Annotated in this window: 20 protein-coding genes and 1 riboswitch; of the genes, 2 read left to right on the top strand and 18 right to left on the bottom strand. The window is 43.1% G+C overall.

Annotated elements, in window-relative coordinates:
• Window positions 1-210 precede the first annotated feature (210 nt).
• The 4 genes from cmk to IGI77_RS12070 all read right to left on the bottom strand — a co-directional run bounded on the left by cmk (window position 211) and on the right by IGI77_RS12070 (window position 4,049).
• The gene (gene cmk, locus IGI77_RS12055) at window positions 211-882 is read right to left on the bottom strand and encodes a (d)CMP kinase (RefSeq protein WP_034858340.1); all 672 of its coding nucleotides are present in this window, start codon (window positions 880-882) and stop codon (window positions 211-213) included.
• A gap of 105 nt (window positions 883-987) precedes the next feature.
• On the bottom strand, window positions 988-1,605 hold the full coding sequence (locus IGI77_RS12060) for a LysM peptidoglycan-binding domain-containing protein (protein ID WP_438770144.1): 618 nt from the start codon (window positions 1,603-1,605) through the stop codon (window positions 988-990).
• Window positions 1,606-1,677: 72 nt separating this feature from the next.
• Window positions 1,678-3,060 (bottom strand): RecQ family ATP-dependent DNA helicase, encoded by a 1,383-nt coding sequence (locus IGI77_RS12065; RefSeq protein ID WP_438770145.1) that lies wholly within the window; start codon window positions 3,058-3,060, stop codon window positions 1,678-1,680.
• Window positions 3,054-4,049, bottom strand: a complete 996-nt coding sequence (locus IGI77_RS12070) for a helix-turn-helix domain-containing protein (protein WP_438770146.1) — start codon at window positions 4,047-4,049, stop codon at window positions 3,054-3,056. Before IGI77_RS12070 ends, IGI77_RS12065 begins: the two co-directional genes overlap by 7 nt.
• Window positions 4,050-4,075: 26 nt before the next feature.
• Here IGI77_RS12070 and IGI77_RS12075 point away from each other — a divergent pair, with 26 nt between their 5' ends.
• Window positions 4,076-4,291: a ferredoxin gene (locus tag IGI77_RS12075; protein WP_005229322.1), complete on the top strand. Its 216-nt coding sequence runs from the start codon at window positions 4,076-4,078 to the stop codon at window positions 4,289-4,291.
• Between the two features lie 59 nt (window positions 4,292-4,350).
• On the opposite strand, the gene IGI77_RS12080 is transcribed toward IGI77_RS12075, so the two are convergent.
• The 14 genes from IGI77_RS12080 to tuf all read right to left on the bottom strand — a co-directional run bounded on the left by IGI77_RS12080 (window position 4,351) and on the right by tuf (window position 18,436).
• Window positions 4,351-4,944, bottom strand: coding sequence for an ECF transporter S component (locus IGI77_RS12080; RefSeq protein WP_010749232.1), 594 nt, complete (start codon window positions 4,942-4,944; stop codon window positions 4,351-4,353).
• A gap of 150 nt (window positions 4,945-5,094) precedes the next feature.
• Window positions 5,095-5,219, bottom strand: a riboswitch (FMN riboswitch).
• A gap of 79 nt (window positions 5,220-5,298) precedes the next feature.
• Entirely contained in the window at window positions 5,299-6,015 is a 717-nt protein-coding gene (locus IGI77_RS12085; RefSeq protein WP_074536680.1) for a pseudouridine synthase, read from the bottom strand.
• A gap of 2 nt (window positions 6,016-6,017) precedes the next feature.
• Complete coding sequence (gene scpB / locus IGI77_RS12090; protein WP_005229316.1) at window positions 6,018-6,602, bottom strand: SMC-Scp complex subunit ScpB; 585 nt, start codon at window positions 6,600-6,602, stop codon at window positions 6,018-6,020.
• Window positions 6,595-7,344 (bottom strand): segregation/condensation protein A, encoded by a 750-nt coding sequence (locus IGI77_RS12095; protein WP_005229314.1) that lies wholly within the window; start codon window positions 7,342-7,344, stop codon window positions 6,595-6,597. Before IGI77_RS12095 ends, scpB begins: the two co-directional genes overlap by 8 nt.
• Window positions 7,345-7,358: 14 nt before the next feature.
• Window positions 7,359-8,249 carry a site-specific tyrosine recombinase XerD gene (gene xerD, locus IGI77_RS12100; protein WP_015510075.1) on the bottom strand — a complete coding sequence of 297 codons (891 nt, stop codon included), beginning with the start codon at window positions 8,247-8,249 and terminating at the stop codon, window positions 7,359-7,361.
• Between the two features lie 233 nt (window positions 8,250-8,482).
• Window positions 8,483-8,932: a ferric iron uptake transcriptional regulator gene (gene fur / locus IGI77_RS12105; protein ID WP_015510076.1), complete on the bottom strand. Its 450-nt coding sequence runs from the start codon at window positions 8,930-8,932 to the stop codon at window positions 8,483-8,485.
• 109 nt (window positions 8,933-9,041) lie between these two features.
• Window positions 9,042-9,905, bottom strand: coding sequence for a CvfB family protein (locus IGI77_RS12110; RefSeq protein WP_015510077.1), 864 nt, complete (start codon window positions 9,903-9,905; stop codon window positions 9,042-9,044).
• A 34-nt stretch (window positions 9,906-9,939) separates the two neighbouring features.
• Window positions 9,940-10,257 (bottom strand): AzlD domain-containing protein, encoded by a 318-nt coding sequence (locus IGI77_RS12115; RefSeq protein ID WP_015510078.1) that lies wholly within the window; start codon window positions 10,255-10,257, stop codon window positions 9,940-9,942.
• Window positions 10,250-10,957, bottom strand: a complete 708-nt coding sequence (locus IGI77_RS12120) for an AzlC family ABC transporter permease (protein WP_081116294.1) — start codon at window positions 10,955-10,957, stop codon at window positions 10,250-10,252. The genes IGI77_RS12115 and IGI77_RS12120 overlap by 8 nt, the downstream gene beginning before the upstream one ends.
• 118 nt (window positions 10,958-11,075) lie before the next feature.
• Entirely contained in the window at window positions 11,076-12,971 is a 1,896-nt protein-coding gene (locus IGI77_RS12125; RefSeq protein ID WP_252704662.1) for a cell division site-positioning protein MapZ family protein, read from the bottom strand.
• Between the two features lie 308 nt (window positions 12,972-13,279).
• A complete protein-coding gene (gene rpoD, locus IGI77_RS12130; protein ID WP_005229298.1) occupies window positions 13,280-14,386 on the bottom strand; it encodes an RNA polymerase sigma factor RpoD in 1,107 nt (368 codons plus the stop codon).
• Window positions 14,387-14,409: 23 nt separating this feature from the next.
• On the bottom strand, window positions 14,410-16,248 hold the full coding sequence (gene dnaG / locus IGI77_RS12135; protein WP_015510081.1) for a DNA primase: 1,839 nt from the start codon (window positions 16,246-16,248) through the stop codon (window positions 14,410-14,412).
• Window positions 16,249-16,406: 158 nt separating this feature from the next.
• Entirely contained in the window at window positions 16,407-17,036 is a 630-nt protein-coding gene (locus tag IGI77_RS12140) for a lysozyme family protein (protein ID WP_005229291.1), read from the bottom strand.
• Window positions 17,037-17,248: 212 nt separating this feature from the next.
• Window positions 17,249-18,436: an elongation factor Tu gene (gene tuf, locus IGI77_RS12145; protein WP_005229289.1), complete on the bottom strand. Its 1,188-nt coding sequence runs from the start codon at window positions 18,434-18,436 to the stop codon at window positions 17,249-17,251.
• A gap of 246 nt (window positions 18,437-18,682) precedes the next feature.
• On the opposite strand from tuf, the gene IGI77_RS12150 reads away from it, so the two are divergent.
• Window positions 18,683-19,042, top strand: a complete 360-nt coding sequence (locus tag IGI77_RS12150) for a YxeA family protein (protein ID WP_015510082.1) — start codon at window positions 18,683-18,685, stop codon at window positions 19,040-19,042.
• The last annotated feature ends 4 nt before the right edge of the window (window positions 19,043-19,046 follow it).

Here is a 19,046-nt window from a genome sequence, read left to right on the forward strand (position 1 = left end):
CTCATGTCCTCCTAACCAACAATTCTGCAATAATTGCACTACATCTTTTAGTTTAAAATAGAATGAAAAAAAAATAAAGCGATTTCTCTTATTTTCCTAAAAAACTACGGTTTTTTCGTTAAAAAAGTCTTTTCACCTCTGTTTTCTTACTCACTTTCATCTTTTGGTTTCAAAAAATAAAAAAACAATGGGGAACACCCATTGTTTTTGTTAATCAATTTTTTCTTTGATGGTTTTTTTGATTGCTTCGACGACTTGCTCGATCGTTAAACCAGACGTATCGATTCGAACCGCATCCTCCGCTTGTTTCAAAGGGGAGACTTCTCTGTGAGAATCCAGATAATCTCTTTGCTGGATCTCTTCTTTCAACGTCTCATAATCGGTTTTGATCCCTTTTTGCTGATTTTCTTTAAAACGGCGCTGTGCGCGTTCTTCCACACTTGCTACCAGAAAAATCTTGACTTCTGCTTGTGGTAAAACCGCCGTGCCAATATCGCGGCCATCCATCACGACACCGCCATCTTTAGCGATCAACTGCTGTTGTTGGACGAGTTTTTCACGGATCGCAGGGTATGCCGACACCTTCGAAACTGCGTTGGTTACTTCTGGCTGACGGATCGCTTCGGTGACTTGCTCTCCTCCTGCAAAGACCTCTTGACCGTGTTCAGTCGGTTCAAAAGTGATGGGGTATTGATCGATCAAAGCAGCGATCGCCGCTTCATCTTCAAGTGAACAGCCCGTTTTTAAAGCTAAATACGTGATGCTTCGATACATGGCACCAGTATCCGTATAAATAAATCCCAGGTCATTCGCGATGATTTTTGCCACTGTGCTTTTCCCAGATGACGCAGGACCATCAATAGCGATGTTGATTTTTTTCATTTTTCTTACTCCTCGTTTCCCAACGATGTGTATTCCTTCATCGTTTCTGCTTATCGTCCACCTTGGCTTATCTCTTTCAAGAAAAAAAACCGCCAAAGCGGTTTTTTATTTAACTCTTAACGTGTCGCCAGGGTAAAGCATGTAGTTGTTCGGATCAATCCCATTTAATTGATATAGGGTTTCAACTGAGATGCCTGTACGGGCTGCCACTTGTTCAGGACCTTCACCTGCTTGCACAGTGGTATACTGTTCAGTACCAGCAGCGCCTTGCCCTTGGTTATTTTGGGTAGTATCTTGTCCAGCATTGTTTTGTTCTTGTGCCGGCTCACTGCTTGAAGGTGTTGATGAAGCTGGCGCAGAAAAACTGCTAGAAGAACTTGATTCACTTGTTGACGAACTCGTTTCACTTGTCGATTCCGTAGTGGATGATTCCGTCGTTGATGCTTCGGTTGTTGAAGACTCTGTCGTACTATCTACAGTACTGCTCGAACTTGCTGTGGTTGGGGCATCATTGTTATGGTTCAATACCCAAATACCGGCACCAACCGGAATTGCCACGATCAAGAAAAGCAAAACTAAAACGATCGTCAAAAAGAGTGAATTCCCACGCTTTTGTTTTCTTTGTTGGGATCTTGATGCAGAATCATCGTATTCTGTATCATAGATTGGTTGTTCCCACGGTTCTTGATTTTCTGAATTGTAGTCATTGTCTTTCTTGCTCACTCGTATTCCCTCCTAGTTTCCTTCCGATGTATTATACCATAGGTAAATAAAAACTGTCCTACAAAATACGATTCAATTTATATCTTTAAAAATTTTTATTAAACGTTCCTGCCAATGATGGGCTTCCTTTTTCTCGGGCAGCTGTTCTTCACCCGCTATTTCGATCCCGTCATTGTCGCAACAATAAGGATTCTCCTGGGCTTCCTCTCCGAAATGCGCCAGTAAAAATTGTCGGCGACAACCTGTAAAATGAATATAAGCCAACATTTTCTGTAATTGTTCTTGTTTTTGCTGTTCATTGCGTTTTAATGTTTCCAGCCAAAAGGAAGTCCCCAACTCTTTCATTTTTTGCTGCCACTTTTCTTGCAACGGTGTCAAGGGTTCTTTCCTCTTCTCCTGAATCATTCGTTCTAAAGCAAGGCGTTCTTCTTTATTTTCTCGCTGAAAGAAGTAATGGATCTGCTCATCATGTTCCTGATAAAGCAAAATCGCATTGCTTTGTTTGCCATCACGACCAGCTCGCCCGATTTCTTGACTGTAATTCTCTAACGAATCAGGTAGATCATAATGGATCACAAAGCGAATATCTTCCTTATTGATCCCCATCCCAAACGCATTGGTAGCAACGAGTAATTTTAATTTATTCTGAGAAAACTGCTGCTGCAACGTTTTTCTTTGATCACTCGCGAGACCACCATGATAATAGCCTACCAAATAGCGCTGACGCAGTTTGTTATAGACTTCTTCGACTTTGCTTCTTGTGGAACAGTAGATGATCCCAGCCCCGCCTAAGCGGCTGAGATAGTCTGCTAATGCCGCATCTTTGTCTGTCGTTTGCTCTACGAACAAGCCGATATTGCTGCGGTTCATCGAATAACGGTAGACATTGGCGTTCTTTGCTAATAATACTTGCCGTATGTCTGCTTCCACTTGTGCTGTTGCAGTAGCCGTCAAGGCTAATGTGACGGGTGCCTTCAAGCGTTTCTTTACTTCACCAAGCTGCAAGTACTCTGGTCGAAAATCAATGCCCCATTGCGAAACACAATGGGCTTCATCCACCACGAGCATGGCGATCTTAACCTGTTCCAATTGATGCAAAACAGCTTCTTGTACGATCATTTCTGGACTTAAAAACAAAAACTTGTACTTCTGCAAATGCTGCATCACATACTGGCGATCAGCAAGGTCCAATTGACTATTAAACGCAATCGCGTGTTTTTCCCCTTGCTTTTGTAAGCCGTAGACTTGATCTTCCATCAAAGAGACTAACGGCGAGATAATGATCACGATCCCGTCTACTAGGTACCCTGGCAGCTGATAGCACAGACTTTTGCCATTCCCAGTAGGTAGAATCGCTAACGTATCTTGCTGTGCTAAAACACTTTCGATGACTTCTTTTTGTCCTTGGCGGAATGTTTTGAAACCAAAATACTGATTCAGTGCATCTTCTAACATCGAATCCCCCGCTTCTGAGCAATCTGTAACAAACGAATCGTCAAAAAATCAGTCGTAAGAAGCGCCTGTAATTCTTGATAGCTATTTTTCCAAGAAGCTTCTGGCAGCTTTTTCAACAACGCTGTATCAAAGCGCTGAAAAGGAAACGTGGGATCAAGCAATGCCCACTCAATCAAATGATCATTAACAGTTCCTCGTTTGATCCTTCTTTTTTCCATAATCTGCTCGACAGAATCGCCTCGCAAAAACAATGCTCGGCTTTCCACCATGCTTTGGTTTAAATTTCTCTTCAGAAAAGGCGACAATCCTCGAAACAGGATCGTCTGGGGCGTTTTTTCGATCAAGGTTAAAAATTGATGGATCGAAGCTCCTACATAAAGAGTGTCCCAAGGCTTACTTTGAACATTTTCTGGTAAAAGCTGAAAAAACGCCTGCCCTAGAATATCTGGACCCGATAAGGTGCCCGCTAAAAAATCTGCCACTTCTGCGGGAAGCTGGTCAAAAATTGCTGATAGCTCTTGATACAGGCACTTTTTGATCTCAGGATTGTGACGGATCAGCTGACGGACAGGTTCTGTATAGAGTGGCGTGTTTTCAACGGGAATATACTGATTGGTCACGCCTTGATACGCAGCTGCTTGAACCAGCAGCCGAACAAAACGCCAAGACTCCTCCGTCGTTCGTCCATAACGAAAGTAATTCGCATAACGCAACAATCGTTCACCTGGCTGCTGGCTGTTTCTAGCGGTCGTTTTGAGCAGCAGACCATCTGAATCTCGACTTAGAGCCCCTCGTTGGATCAAGTCAGCGAGCGTCTGTTGATACGCTTTCTCATTCAACTGGGGCAACGATTGAAAGAGACCTAAGCGATCATAAAAAAAGGCATAACTCAAGACAGAGCTAGTACGCTTACCAATGAGAATTTGATAAAGTGTTGATGGGCGCAGCTTGTCAGTATCAGAAAACAGCGCTAAAATAAAAGAATCCATATTTCCCCTCCAGAAAGGACTAAAAAATGTCACAACGCTGTAAAATTATTCCTGAGCGCTGCATTGCTTGTGGCCTATGTGCGATCTATGCCCCCGAGATCTTCGATTATGATGAAGACGGGATCGTTTTATTTGCCCAAGAACCGAATGCTCGGCAACAGTTTATCATAGAAGACCAACAAGAAAAAGTCAAAACTGCTTATCGCAAATGCCCTACCCGTGCGATTATCATGGAAAAATAAAAAAAGCCGACTTGCTATTAACAGACCTTTCGTCTGCAACAGCAAGTCGGCTCATTTTTTTATTTTCCTATAGCAGAATGATGGGGCTGCTTACGAGCCAACCATGGCAGCAGTTTGGCGTGAAGTGCTAAAAAAACGGCACTGACGATTGCGCCTTTGACCAAATTGAAAGGTAAGATCCCGATCGCCACATATTGCGGCAAAGACATTCCTAAAAATTGATCGGCTGTGACCCCGAAAAAGCGCAGGTAAAGCGGTGTGATCACAAATAGGTTCGCCACACTCATAAAAATCGTTACCGACAAGATACCGCTGATGACACCAACCATTTTGTTTTTGGTGTGAATACCTTTGCGGAAAAAGTAGTACATTGGCAAAGTAAAGGCACATGATGCTAAAAAGCTTGCCGTATCCCCCACCATATCAGCAGGTGAAAAACCAGATAAGAATAAATGCAGCACCGAACGAATGAAAGCAGTCAATACCCCGCTCCAAGGACCAAATAAAAACATCATGATCATCACGGGAATATCACTAAAATCGATCTTTAAAAAGCTGAATGCTGGGAAAATCGGAAAAGCGATAAATTGCAAAATTGTTCCCATAGCAGCACACATGGCGATCGTCACCATTTTTCTTGTTTTGTTGTTCATCAGTATAAATCCTCCTAAGCTCAGGATTCCTCTTCAAACGAACCTATTAAATTTCCTCGGCTTTCTTGTCGGCGCCAGACAAAAAATACCCTCTTTTTTCCACAGGGAAAAAAGAGGGCACTCGAAATAGCCATAAGCAAATCAAATACGCTCTATCTTCTTTATCCAGACTGTACTGTCGGTATCGGAATTTCACCGATTCAGCTATTTCCGAAGAAATAGGTCGTGGACTATAACCACCGGTCGGGAATTGCACCCTGCCCCTGAAGACGAACCTTTATTCTATTTATTACATGTTCTATTATACACAAAATCTAAAAATTAACAATAGTTACGTTTTCAGATACTTTTCAATTATTTTGCACTGTTTTTCAGCTGGCTGACTTCCTTCTTCGTCAGCTCTCGGTATTCCCCTGGACGAAGACCTTTCAAATCTAACGGACCATAATTTTCCCGTTTTAATTTTTGCACAGGCAAACCAACTGCTTTTAACATATTTTTGACTTGATGGTTGCGTCCTTCGTGGATCGTCAATTGCACAATACTAGATTGCGCTGTTTGGTCTGTCGACAAGATCTCAAAGCGAGCAGGTGCCGTCTTACGACCTTCGATCCGAATCCCTTTTGTCAATGGGAGCAGCTGCTTTTTATCCGCAATCCCTTTGACTTTGGCAACGTACACTTTGTCGACTTCGTGTTTCGGATGCATCAGTGTCTGTGACAGTTCCCCATCATTTGTCAGCAATAACAAACCAGAGGTATCATAGTCCAAGCGCCCGACGGGATACACCCGTTCAGGAACTTCAGCAAAATAATCCAAAACGACTTTGCGCTTTTTATCATCCGTTACAGCTGAGATCACACCACGAGGTTTGTAGAATAGATAATAGACGTGTTGTTCTTGTTCGATTGGTACACCATCGACTTCAACAACATCTTTTGAGCTAACTTGGACCCCTAATTCTTTGATCACTTGCCCGTTGACACGCACTCGGCCTTCGGTTATCAATCCTTCAGCTTTTCTTCTTGAGGTGATGCCAGCATGGGCAATCACTTTTTGCAAACGTTCCATCTTCATTCTCCTTCTGTTTCTGCTTGTTTGTAGCGGTCGTAAAAAAGATCAAACGGTGCATCTTCTTCAAGTTCATCTTCCATGGATTGGATATCGGGTAATTCAGCCAAACTTTTTAAGCCAAAATAATCCATAAAGTATTCCGTCGTACCATATAGGATCGCTCGTCCTGGTCCGTCAACGCGGCCTTTTTCTTCAATCAGTCGTTTTGCCACCAATTTTTGAACCGATCCGCTAGATTGGACGCCGCGGATCTCTTCTACTTCCATCCGAGTGATCGGCTGCTTGTAAGCAATAATCGACAACGTTTCTAAAGCGGCCTGAGACAACGAGCTGCCCATCGGTGATTCAGCATATTTCTTCAATAAAGGGGCAAATTGTTTCTTGGTGGTCAAAATAAAATGATTGCCCACTTCAAGAATATGCAACGCAGTATGTTCATTTTCTTCATATTGCTGATTTAGTTCCTGCAAATGCTGATAGACACTGGCAGTATTGCTTTTGACTAAGTAACTCAATTCTTCAAGTCCGATCCCCTCATCACCGACGACGAATAAGATCGCTTCTAATTCACTATATTTACTCATCTTCTTTACCTGTTGGATAGAGCAGAATCGACGCATAATTGTCTGTTTGCTCTACTCGAATCGTTCCTTTTTTCATTAATTCTAACAGTGCCATAAAAGTTACCACAACTTCTGTTTTATTGTAGGTCGTAAAAAACGAATCAAAGCTGCGGCCTTTTTTAGCACTGACATGTTGCATCTCCAGCTGAATCGCCGCCATCTTTTCATCGATGGTGCTTTCATCAGGAGAAATTTTGGTTTCTAGTACTTGGCGATTTTTCTTTTTCTCGATCATTTTTTGAAAAGCCAAAAAGAGATCGATCGTATTGAATTGATTGGCTCTTAACTGATCTTCTTCCTCTTTGTATTCATCGACATCCATCGGATCTTTCGTATAATACAAACTTCGCTCTTCCGCTTTTTCGGAAAGCTGCTCGGCTGCATACTTAAATTTGCGGTATTCTAGCAGCTGTGCCACCAGCATATCCCGTGGATCTTCTTCGTACTCTTCCACTTCAGCAATCAGCTCTTGTTTCGGTAACAGCATCTGACTTTTGATCGCCATCAGAGTTGCCGCCATGACTAAATATTCACCAGCGACTTCTAATTCTAAAATTTTCATGGCATGGATATACTGCATGTATTGTTCGGTGATGGTTGCAACTGGAATGTCATAAACATCGATTTCCAGTTTTTTGATCAAATGAAGCAGCAAATCCAACGGTCCTTCAAAGACAGCTAATTTTATTTTGATTTCTTCCATTCCATCCTCGATTTCTAGGCGCGCGGAAAGTGCTGCTTGTACACTTCCGTCATCCGTTTCTTCGTTATATGCGTGTAAATCTGAGTGGTCGAGATATCTGCGTGTCCTAACAGCTCTTGAACCGTTCGCAGATCTGCCCCGTTTTCTAATAGATGGGTCGCAAAACTATGGCGCAACGTATGGGGAGTCACATTTTTGGTGATCCCAGCTTGTCGAACCAAGGCTTTTAAATTTTTCCAGATTCCTTGACGAGACAGCTGCGTGCCATGGTTGTTTACAAACAGGTGGCTTTCATCCGGTGTTTTTCTCGTCAAATACGGACGTGCATCGCTGAGATACGTTTCGATCCATTGAATCGCTAGATCCCCTAATGGGACGATCCGTTCTTTGTCGCCTTTCCCAGTTGTTTGCAACAAGCCCATACTTAAATGCAAATCATTCAATTTCAAACCGATCAACTCGCTGACGCGCAAACCTGTCGCATACATCACTTCCAAAATCGCTCGATCGCGAATGCCCAACACCGCTCGAGTATCTGGTGTTTCGATCAAGCGCTCCACTTCCTGCAAACTCAAAGTGTCAGGTAGCTTCTGCTGTTTTTTCGGCGAATCAATATGTTGCATCGGATCATGATCTGTCAACCGTTCTTGACGCAAATATTGATGGAATCTTCGCAAACTGGAAACCATCCGAATCACGGTTGCCGAGGATTTTCCCGCCTCTTGCAAACTTTGCAAAAAAGACAAAACGATCACTCGGTCGATCTGTTGCCACTGCGTCACTTGTTTTTTTTGTAAAAACGCAAGATACTGTTGCAGATCCCGCTGGTAGCTGGCACGGGTATTTTGGGATAGCCCGCGCTCAATGGTCAAATAATGAAGATAATCAATAATTTGTTCGTTCATGGGGCTTCCTCTACTTTCAGCTTTTTTATCATATCAAATTCTGGCTCGTTTAGATAGTAGCTTGCCAACAAAAAAGAGGCATCTACCCGTATCTTTTGCCCAAGGAAACACCCGAATCATAGCAGATTTTTTGGTTTCTTTCAAATTGGAAAAAAGAGCACTCTTCCTATCGAAACCATCTGACTATCATTCGGGTGATAACAAATTTTTTTCAAATTACCCAGCTACAGACACTAGGCTTTGTTTTGGCATTTTTGGCAGACACCATGAAATGTCAACCGATGATCCTTTACTAAAAAATGGTACTTTTGTTCGACGATCTCTTCGACTGTGCCCAACAGATCCTCTTCAACCTCTTCGATATTGCCGCATTCCAAACACAACAAGTGATGATGGAAATGTTTGGCGCCTTCTTTACGTAGGTCATAACGAGCGACACCGTCATTAAAACTGACTTTATCGACGATTTTCAAATCCGTCAAAATCTCCAATGTTCGATAGACGGTTGCTAAGCCAATCTCAGAATTTTTTTTGCGCACAAAGAAGAAAATCTCTTCGGCGGATAAATGATCTTTCTCATTTTCTAATAAGACCAACAACGTCGCTTCTCGCTGAGGAGTTAATTTGAACCCCGACTCGTGCAATTGTTTCTTGGTCTTTTTTAACGCTGCTGTTGTGTTCATAGTTGCCTCCGTATGCCGCTAATTTATAACGATTCTAATTTGAGTGAGAATCACCCAAGACAAACATTGTAATCATTATAAATTAGAACAGCAAAAGAAACAAGTATTCTCAATTAGGTTTTTTAACAAGAATCGTAAAGCCATCTTTTTGCTCAATCAAACGCTGTTTCATCAAGGTTCCTAACGCCCGTTTAAATTGGCCTTTACTAATACCAAACGTTTGTAAAATCTCTTCTGGTGCTGATTTATCGGTAAAAGGAATTTTATTTTCTGGTGCTCGTTCTAAAAAGGTTAGGACCATGGCGGCATCATTTGAAATCGCCTCGTGAGCTCTTGGTTTCAACGAAAGGTTCAAGACCCCATCTGGACGAACCCCAATCACTCGTCCTTTGACAACTTCCCCAAGACGCGGCTCTTGATAGCGCTCTGATGGGTGGACGAAGCCAATATAAAAATCATCCGTCAATAAGTAGGTTCCCGCTAGTTTTAAGCGATACACGGTACCTGTAACATCTTGATTCTTCATCTGTTCCGTACCATTCTTACTCAGTGCCTTGAAGATTTTCTCATCTGCTAACGAAGCCCATATACGCTCTTTGTCGTCGACGCGCAAGCTGACCATCAAACGATCGCCTTTTTTGGGCCAAAGTTCCCGCATTGTTGGCAATTCATCTAATGAGACCACCATGTCCTTGTCTTTTAAACCGATATCGACGAAAACGCCTAAGTCGCGACGGCTTCCTGTGACTGTACCAAAGGCATAATGCCCTTTGCGGCTTTTCGGAATATTCGTAGTGAGTACATTTTCTTGCTTTTGGTTTTGATAGCCAAACCCTTCGACGGCTTCACCTAAATGATGTTCACCTTCTTCCTTGGCTAGTCGGAAGGTAACCCCGCCTTTTTGAACAAAATAATTCTGTTCATTTTCATCAATGATCAATCCGCTAAATACGGATGCTAATAAGTCTTTCATCTATTCTCTCCTTCTTCATAAAAACTGCCCGTTGCTAGAAAAAGAAACGCAGCAGTGCCATAGCAATAACGCCTGTGATAACGATCTTCATCAAATCTTTTGTATAATACCCCACCAACAATGCTGGGATACAGGCAATAGTTTCTTTGACTTTCAAGATGGGAAATTGCCCTTCTCGAAAGATCAGCAAATTTTGAACCAACAATGCCGCCAAAATACACAACGGCAAGTAACTCAAAAAGATGGTGAAAGGTTTCGGAAATACGAGCTTTTTAGAAAATAAAAAAGGAACGATCCGCGGAATCCAAGTAACCAACCCACATGCTAGCATTAGTATAACAAAATTAGTCATGATGTGTCACCGTCCCAACCAAACATCCTGCCAATGTCGCAGCAATTACCGCGATCTCAGCAGTAGAAAAACGCATAAATAAAATCAATGTCCCCACAACTGCCCCGAGTACTAAGAGCGTTTGCTGGGTTTTCTTCTTGAGGGGTCGCTCTACTTGAAATAAAAAAAGACCAACAAACATGGCTACCAAGGCAAAATCTAAGCCTAACGCTTCTGGATCTGGAATAAACGAGCCTAATAGTCCGCCCAAAAAGGTTGCGAAGATCCAACTCAAATACGCCATCACGTTCAACCCATGGGTCCATTTCGCTGTGACTGGTTTGTCTTGTTGCAGTGCCGTCGTCAAAACGCCATAGGACTCATCAGTCAAAAGCGTCCCAATCCCAATAGCAGAAAGCAAAGGAGTCTTTTTAAAATAGGAAGCCACTGATAAGCTCATTAAGAAATGTCGTAAATTCACTAAAAAGACGGTTGCGACGATCGTCATGAAAGGTGCTTGAATCGCGAGTAATGCACAAATAATAAATTGAGCACTGCCTGCATAGACAATAATAGACATTAAAATAATTTCAAGAATCGACAACCCAACACCTTTTCCTACGACCCCCATCGCAAAACCAATCCCTAAGTACCCAAGAATCGTTGGTACACAAGCAATGACCCCATCTTCAAAGCGATCATATCTTTCTATTTTCTGCACAAAAAACCCTCCCTGTGTGAACGATTATCTTTCATCATATCGAAAACAGGGAGGGGAAACAAGTATTTTTCACATGTGCATGTAATAACTCTGAAAGTTTTCTAGTGACTCAGGAGACTTAGCGAACGGTGTGATCGTTCCCATTGCCTCTGAAATAGCCAGTTTTGGCGTTTACCGTAAATAAGTATAGCGGGAACGCTGAATCATCCGTTCCTTTAAGCAAGCTGCCTTGGGCATTTGTCGCATAAAAATTGTAATAGCCTTCGCCGTTGACGATCCGCACGCGTTCAAAAGTATAACCACCATCAACCACGTAACCACGGGCAATCGCTGTGGCAATGATTTTTTCTTGGACACCATCTGCCCACACCCAAGCGCTATTGTTTACATCATTCAAATCACTTTGACGGGCTGGAATAATTGGCTGATTATTGGTATTTGTTGGCGTATTTGGCGAAAGCACATACTCTTCTTCAGACGTGCTTTGTGCAGGCGTCGCAGCGCTTGTAGAACCGCCGCTCGAAGCGGAAGCGTTGTTCTCAGAAGCCGCCGCTTGTGCTGCTTCTTGGGCCGCTTGTTGTTGTGCCGCTGCTTCTTGCGTAGCGGTTTCACGCTTCGTCAACGCAGTATCGACTTTGCGCAGATCAGCAGTGAGACTTTCCACCAATGAATCGATCGGTAAAGCTTGAACTTTTTTCATCAAGGCATTGTAGTTCTCACGGGTGACACTTGCAGGTGCTTCACCATCACCACTTAAAGCCACCATGCTCTTCACCGCATTTTGAACTTCCTCGATCGCACTGAACTCTTTTTGTCCCATGTCGATGGCTTGATTGATCAACTCATCAAAGGCATCCCCGTTCTCACGCTTCGCCATTGTGACGGCAGCCGCTTCTTTCAATGAGACTTCTTCCAATTGATCTTCCACAACGGCAGGACTGCTAAAATAGCTGTTGATCTCGGTCAAAGTTGCTAGTTTGTCAGCGATCGTCGCAGCTTCTTGTGACAAGGCATCGTACCGTTCATGGTCTTGAAACTCTGCCAACTGATTCGTCACAGCCGTCAGCTGTTCTGATGTTTTGTCGTTTTTAATGAACACTCGTTCATCATTTGTATAAAAATCATTCAGCTCATTTTCAATTTGATCGAGTGTACGGTTTTCCTGCGCCAGTTGCGTTTCTCGGGCTGTTTCTTGTTGCTGCTGTTGATAGTAATACGCCCAACCGCCACCAGCTGCCACTAATAAACAAGCCGCTGTAATATAGAGTGCTTTGCGAGGACTCTTCTTTTTTTCGCTAGGCGTCGACGTTTTTTCTTCAGTAGTCGCCTTTTTCGGTGCTTCATCCGCTGCGGTGATCGGCTCAGGAATTGGATCGATCACTGGTTCTGGCTGCTTCTTCGCTTCTTCAATGACTGGATCCGTCACTGGTTCATCTTCGCTTATCAGTAGAGGTTCCTCACTGGCTTGTTCCTGACTTTCTTCTTCAGTAGCAGACAAATCATCAGTGGCGGCTTCTGCTTCTAGAGCAGCGGCTTTTTCTTCTTCATCAAGTTTGTGTTGGCGGATATAAGCAGCCAAAATATCAGCGTCATGCTGTTCCTCCGTACTTAGTGCATCGGTTTCACTTGCTTCCTCACTGGCTGATGTCGCATGCTCTTGCGTTGCGCTAGAACTTTCTACTTCCGTTTTTTCCTCAGCTTCTTTCTTAGAGGCTGATGTGGGGGTTACATGTTGCTCATCGGAAAAAGTCCCTTGCTGCGCGAGGTCGATCGTTTCTTCATTTGAGGATGGCCGATCACCTAAGTGCTCCTCCATTTTTCCGATCGGGACGTTTTTAAAGTCTGACCAGCGAATATCATCATTTTTATTCTGTGGCTCTTCTGGCGTAACGGAAGAGTCAGATGTTGGTTCCAGTTCATTCTCCTTTGCCTGGTTCCATTGGAACCCGCAATTGGGACAAACGGGTGTTTCTTCTATTGCTTGAAATCCACATTCAGGACATGTCTTCTTCATTGATTCAAACTGACTCCTTTTGTTTTTTGCATTTCCTTTTATGAAGCAGTCGCCTCTTTCATCAGACGCTTGCTGTACCTACTGCTTCTTTTTTTAGACCAGCAAATAATGGGTCTTTTTTGACACTTCGTTGTTTGTTACGTTTTGATGCAGATGCACAAAATTAAATTTATCACATTCTTGGCAATTAGCCAACACTTGCTTGGTTACGTTTTTATTAAGTTCTTTACCAATCTTGTGTCGAGAGGACAGAATCTGAATAAAAAAGACTTTCCAAAGGGTTCCTTTGGAAAGTCGATAAACCTTGATTATTCTAAGAAATCTTTCAATTGTTTTGAACGAGATGGATGGCGTAGTTTCCGTAATGCTTTTGCTTCGATCTGACGAATCCGTTCTCTCGTTACCCCAAAGACTTTGCCGACTTCTTCTAATGTCCGAGTACGACCATCATCGATTCCGAAACGCAAGCGCAGCACGTTTTCTTCACGGTCAGTCAACGTATCCAGTACATCTTCTAGCTGCTCTTTCAACAGCTCATAAGCCGCATGCTCTGCTGGACTTGTGGCATCTTGGTCTTCAATAAAATCACCTAGATGAGAATCGTCTTCTTCACCGATCGGTGTTTCTAATGAAACAGGTTCTTGAGCGATCTTCAAGATTTCACGAACTTTTTCCGTCGGCAGATCCATTTCTGCGCCGATTTCTTCTGGTGTCGGTTCGCGCCCTAAGTCTTGCAGCAATTGCCGTTGAATACGGATCAATTTGTTGATGGTTTCCACCATATGCACAGGAATACGAATGGTTCGCGCTTGGTCAGCGATCGCACGGGTGATCGCTTGACGGATCCACCAGGTCGCATACGTCGAGAATTTGAACCCTTTGCGGTAGTCGAATTTCTCAACGGCTTTCATCAAGCCCATGTTTCCTTCTTGGATCAAATCAAGGAATTGCATTCCTCGACCCACATAACGTTTGGCAATACTAACGACCAAACGTAGGTTGGCTTCTGCCAAACGCTGTTTTGCCTCTTGATCGCCTTCTTCGATTTTCAGTGCGAGCGCCACTTCTTCTTCTGCGGTCAATAACGGCACACGACCGATTTCTTTCAAGTACATCCGAACGGGGTCATTGATTTTCACACCAGTTGGTGCAGACAGATCTTCTTGAGGTTGTGTTTCTTGTCGTTTTTCATTGCTCTTTAGACTATGGACTGAAGGCTCTCCATTTTCATCCACGACACTGATGCCTGAATCCTCCAGTTTTTGAATTAATTTGTCCATTGCATCAGCATCCAAAGTATACGGCGTTGCTAAACGATTCGTAATGTCATCGTAAACAACTTGCCCCTTTGTTTTGTTTTCTCGGATGTATTCGGCAACTGCTTTGTCATACGTTTTTTTTGTTTCTTCTGCCATGAAAGAAAGCCCCTTTCAGTTCGCTATTTAGCTTGTTTCAACCGTTTGGTTAAATCAATGATTTCGATCGCAAGTTCAAGTTCTAATTGCTGGTTTCCTTTTTGTCTTGCTTCTTGCTGCTGGATTCGTTTTTGATTGATTTCTTCAGCAATGCCCGACTTTTGAAATACCTGCAGAATGTCCTGAAATTCTTGTTCAGTCCCTTCCTCAGAAGCTTTAAGATCTGCAATATCGATCACCATTTTTTTCATTGAATCTTCTTTTAAAAAATCTAAGAACTTTGCTAAAACAAAGTGTTCTTCTGTTTCCATATACGCATCAAACAGCAGATAAAGCTGTTGGTAACGATCATGGATAAAGGATATGCCACTCGCTCGAAAGCGATGGTTTAACGTACTGTCATGAAACAAACGGTACAATAATAATTCTTGTGCTTTTTCTACCTGTGTTTTGGGCTGCTGCCGCGTTGGCGGCGTAAAGACCATAGGATTATTGGTTGTTGGCGCTGGCGGCGGTGCATCTTGCCGCGGCTGCTGCTCTTGCCGGTTTTGCTTGAGCTGCTGCTGCAAGGTCTCACGGCTCAAGTTGAACTCTGTGGACAACTGAGTCAAATAACGGTCTTGCTCCAGCAAAGAATCCACCCGCTGTAATTCCTTTAAAACGACTTGGACATAATCTAGCTGCTCTTTCTCATTGGCCAAATTTCGATTTGCTCGATGGTAATCCATTTTGAAAGCAAAGACGGTTTCTTTCCCATGTACAGCTAATTTATAAAAAGCTTCTGTCCCATATTTGCGCAAATAGTCATCTGGGTCCATCCGTTCCGGCACTCGAACCACAGATAATTTCAAGCGGCTATTGTTTTGCAAAAGATCGATCCCACGGTTCGTGGCTTCAACCCCTGCACTATCTCCATCGTAACAAAGAATCACTTCTTGTGCCACTCGCTCGATGTGAGCGATCTGCTGATTGGTCAGGCTGGTCCCCATCGAGGCGATCCCATTTTCGATCCCTGCTTGCCAAGCGGCGATCACGTCCATAAATCCTTCAAATAAATACACTTGGCCATCTTTACGCATCGCTCGTCGCGCTTTGTCAAAGTTGAAAAGAACCTCGCGTTTATTGAAAAGAATCGTTTCAGGACTATTTAAATATTTTGGTTGGTCTTGATCACCGACTTTTTCGCTTGCTAACCACCGACCAGAAAAACCAATCGTTTTCCCCTGAGGATTGCGGATCGGAAACATGATTCGCTGGTAAAAGCGATCCGCCAGTGAGCCATCGTTGCGCTGAACAAAGAGTCCTGTATCAGGAAAAAACTCTGCTTTGGCTTTTTCATTCAAAAAAACTTTCTCCAAAAACGAGCGTTCATTCGGTGCAAAGCCAATATTGAACTCTTCGATCAGTGCCATCGTCAATCCACGATCTAATAAATAATCAAGCGCTTCTTGTCCAGCAGCCGTATTCACCAACATGTGATGATAGACTTCGGCGGCTTTTTCATGTAACGCAATCAATTGACTCGTTTGTGAGGTCGCTTCATTGATGCCTTCAGACTGCTGATATTGCGGATCAAGAGGAATATCATTCATTTCTGCTACTTTGACGACTGCTTCTGGAAAACTGATCCCTTCAAGCTCCTGCAAGAAACCATACACATTTCCACCACGACCACAACCAAAGCAATGAAAAATTTGTTTGTCCTCTGCAACGGAAAAAGAAGGTGATTTTTCATTATGGAACGGACACAAACCAAAATAATTTTTTCCAGACTTCTTTAACTGGACATACTGTCCCACGATATCGACGATATTGCTACGTTCGCGAATGTCGTCAATGACTGTTTGAGGAATTCGTGCCATCCACTCACCTCCATTTGGTAAGTATTCATCGGTTTACTAGGTAAAAAAACGCACTAATAGATATCAGTGCGAAGAATAATTAGACAGAATCACTCATAATGATTTTACCATATTTTATTTGTATTTCAAGCTTTTTTGTTTCAGTTATTTTACAACGCTTATGAAAAGAAACGCGCCGTAACATTGATCTTCCATTGATTCATTTTTATTAAATCAGCGTAGAATAAATTGCCGCCGTTATGATACAGGTGACCACCATTATAAAAAACGGATTGGATGCCCCAGTAACGATAGGTTTGTTCCGTATCATTGCCTAACAATGGAGATAAAACCTCTCTGGAATATGTTTCTGCTAACTCTAAGGTGTTCACTCCCCCTCGGGCAGCGACATAATCAATATAATCTGTACCAAAATTATACGCCTGTACGGCGGTCCAAAGATCACAGTTCATTTGCTCGGCTTTTTCAATCAACTCAGCTAAATAGGAAACACCTTGTTCGATGCTTTGTTCTGGCGTATCGAACTGATTTTGTTTTCCATAAACACTTTCAGAACTTTGCATCGGGTCGTTGCCTTGTCCTTTTGACTCCGTCAGCATGATGCTCATGGCTAATGACTGATATTCAGAGATGTCGTGGGCTTGCGTCTGTTGCGCGATTGCTTCTTCATACGCATAGACAGCTTTCAATGCCGTGTAGTTTCGATAGACCCAAACCCCTGCCCCGATCAGTAGCAGCACGAGGGCCAGCTTCAGTATAAATCCTAGGAAACGTCGAATTTTTCTCATCAAATACATCCCATCTTTTCTAAGTCAGAATCTATCGTACTATGAAATGGACGGGCTGACTAGAATTTTTTCTCTCCTAAAAAATCCTTAATAAAATCACAAGATTATTTAGAAAAAAACAAGCAATCTTAAGCTGACCGAGGGATTGGCGATCTTTCGACAAGAAAAAGGAAACAGCGCTTCTTCAAAAGGAAGCACTGTTTCACTCATCATTATTTTTCGATCGTGGTAACAATACCAGAACCGACTGTTCGTCCACCTTCACGAATCGAGAAGGTCGTTCCATTTTCTACAGCGATCGGATGGATCAATTCCACATCGATCGTTACGTTGTCACCAGGCATCACCATTTCCGTTCCTTCTGGTAAAACGATATTCCCAGTTACGTCCGTTGTACGGAAGTAAAATTGTGGGCGATAGTTATTAAAGAATGGGGTATGGCGACCGCCTTCTTCTTTTGTCAACACATAGACTTCCGCTTGGAATTTCGTATGCGGTGTGATAGAACCTGGTTTTGCTAACACTTGGCCACGTTCAATTTCATCACGGGTGATGCCCCGTAACAATACCCCTACGTTATCGCCAGCTTCTCCGAAGTCCATCGTTTTGCGGAACATTTCTACCCCTGTCACGACTGCTTTTTGTGTTTCAGGTTTGATTCCGACGATTTCTACTTCATCCCCGACTTTTACCATGCCGCGATCGATCCGACCAGAAGCAACGGTTCCCCGTCCTGTGATCGAAAAGACATCTTCGATCGGTAACAACAATGGTTTGTCAGTATCTCGTTCAGGCGTTGGGATATATTCATCTACTGTATCCATCAGCGTTAAGATCGCTGCTTCAGCATCTGGGTCCCCTTCCAAAGCTTTTAACGCAGAGCCCTTGATCACAGGAATGTCGTCGCCAGGAAAATCATATTCAGTCAGCAATTCTCTGACTTCCATTTCAACTAAATCGATCAACTCGTCATCATCGACAAGGTCCGTCTTATTCAAAAAGACGATCAAATGTTTCACACCCACTTGACGAGAAAGCAAAATATGCTCCCGTGTTTGTGGCATTGGGCCATCTGTCGCTGATACGACCAAGATTGCGCCGTCCATTTGAGCAGCCCCTGTAATCATATTTTTCACATAATCCGCGTGTCCCGGTGCATCGATATGGGCATAGTGCCGTTTTTCCGTTTCATATTCCACATGAGCAGTATTGATTGTGATACCACGTTCGCGTTCCTCAGGAGCCGCGTCGATACTTGCGTAATCTTGCGGATTGGCAAGCCCTTTTTTCCCAAGAACTGTCGTAATTGCAGCAGTCAAGGTGGTTTTCCCATGGTCGACGTGTCCAATCGTTCCGATGTTGACATGGGGTTTGCTACGATCATAATGTTGTTTTGCCATATTGTTTCCCTCCTAGAGAAAGTTGAGTCGTTGGTTGACTCGAATCATATTTTTGCGATTTACGCTTCCAAAGAGATAAGGATTAACTTATTTTTTGTAAGTTTAAATCTACCCTTATTATAGGTCAAAATTAGTCAAAGTCAAGCGAGAGGTCTCGGCAGCTAATCCCTAAGAATTTCTTTGCTTTTTGTGATCCATTGGACGCAAGCCTGGTTTTTATGAATAATAGAAGATGAGGTGAGAAATGTGAAGAAAATCATTGCAGCGCTGGTTTTTACAGCAATTTTTCTTGGCGGCTGCTTCCTTACTTATGACTATTACTATGGTGGAAGTGACTACTATACAGTTATCAACGATGCGGGGGAACACGATACCGAAGTCAGTGACGAGGGGGTCGTTGAAAACATCTATCGTTATACACAAACAGCCTACAGCGCCTCTGGTGACGTCAAAACGGTCAAAATGAATGAACACCGTTCCGCTCCTTTGAAAGAAGGCGCCTATTTGAAACTATTGGTCAATCCAAACAAAGGCGTTATAAGCTGGGAAGAAGTTTCTGAAGAAGACGTTCCTCAAGCGGCTCTTGAAAAGTTGACCCCTCAATAATTGC

This window comes from Enterococcus sp. DIV0213h, assembly GCF_051711285.1.
Classification (GTDB): domain Bacteria; phylum Bacillota; class Bacilli; order Lactobacillales; family Enterococcaceae; genus Enterococcus_D; species Enterococcus_D casseliflavus.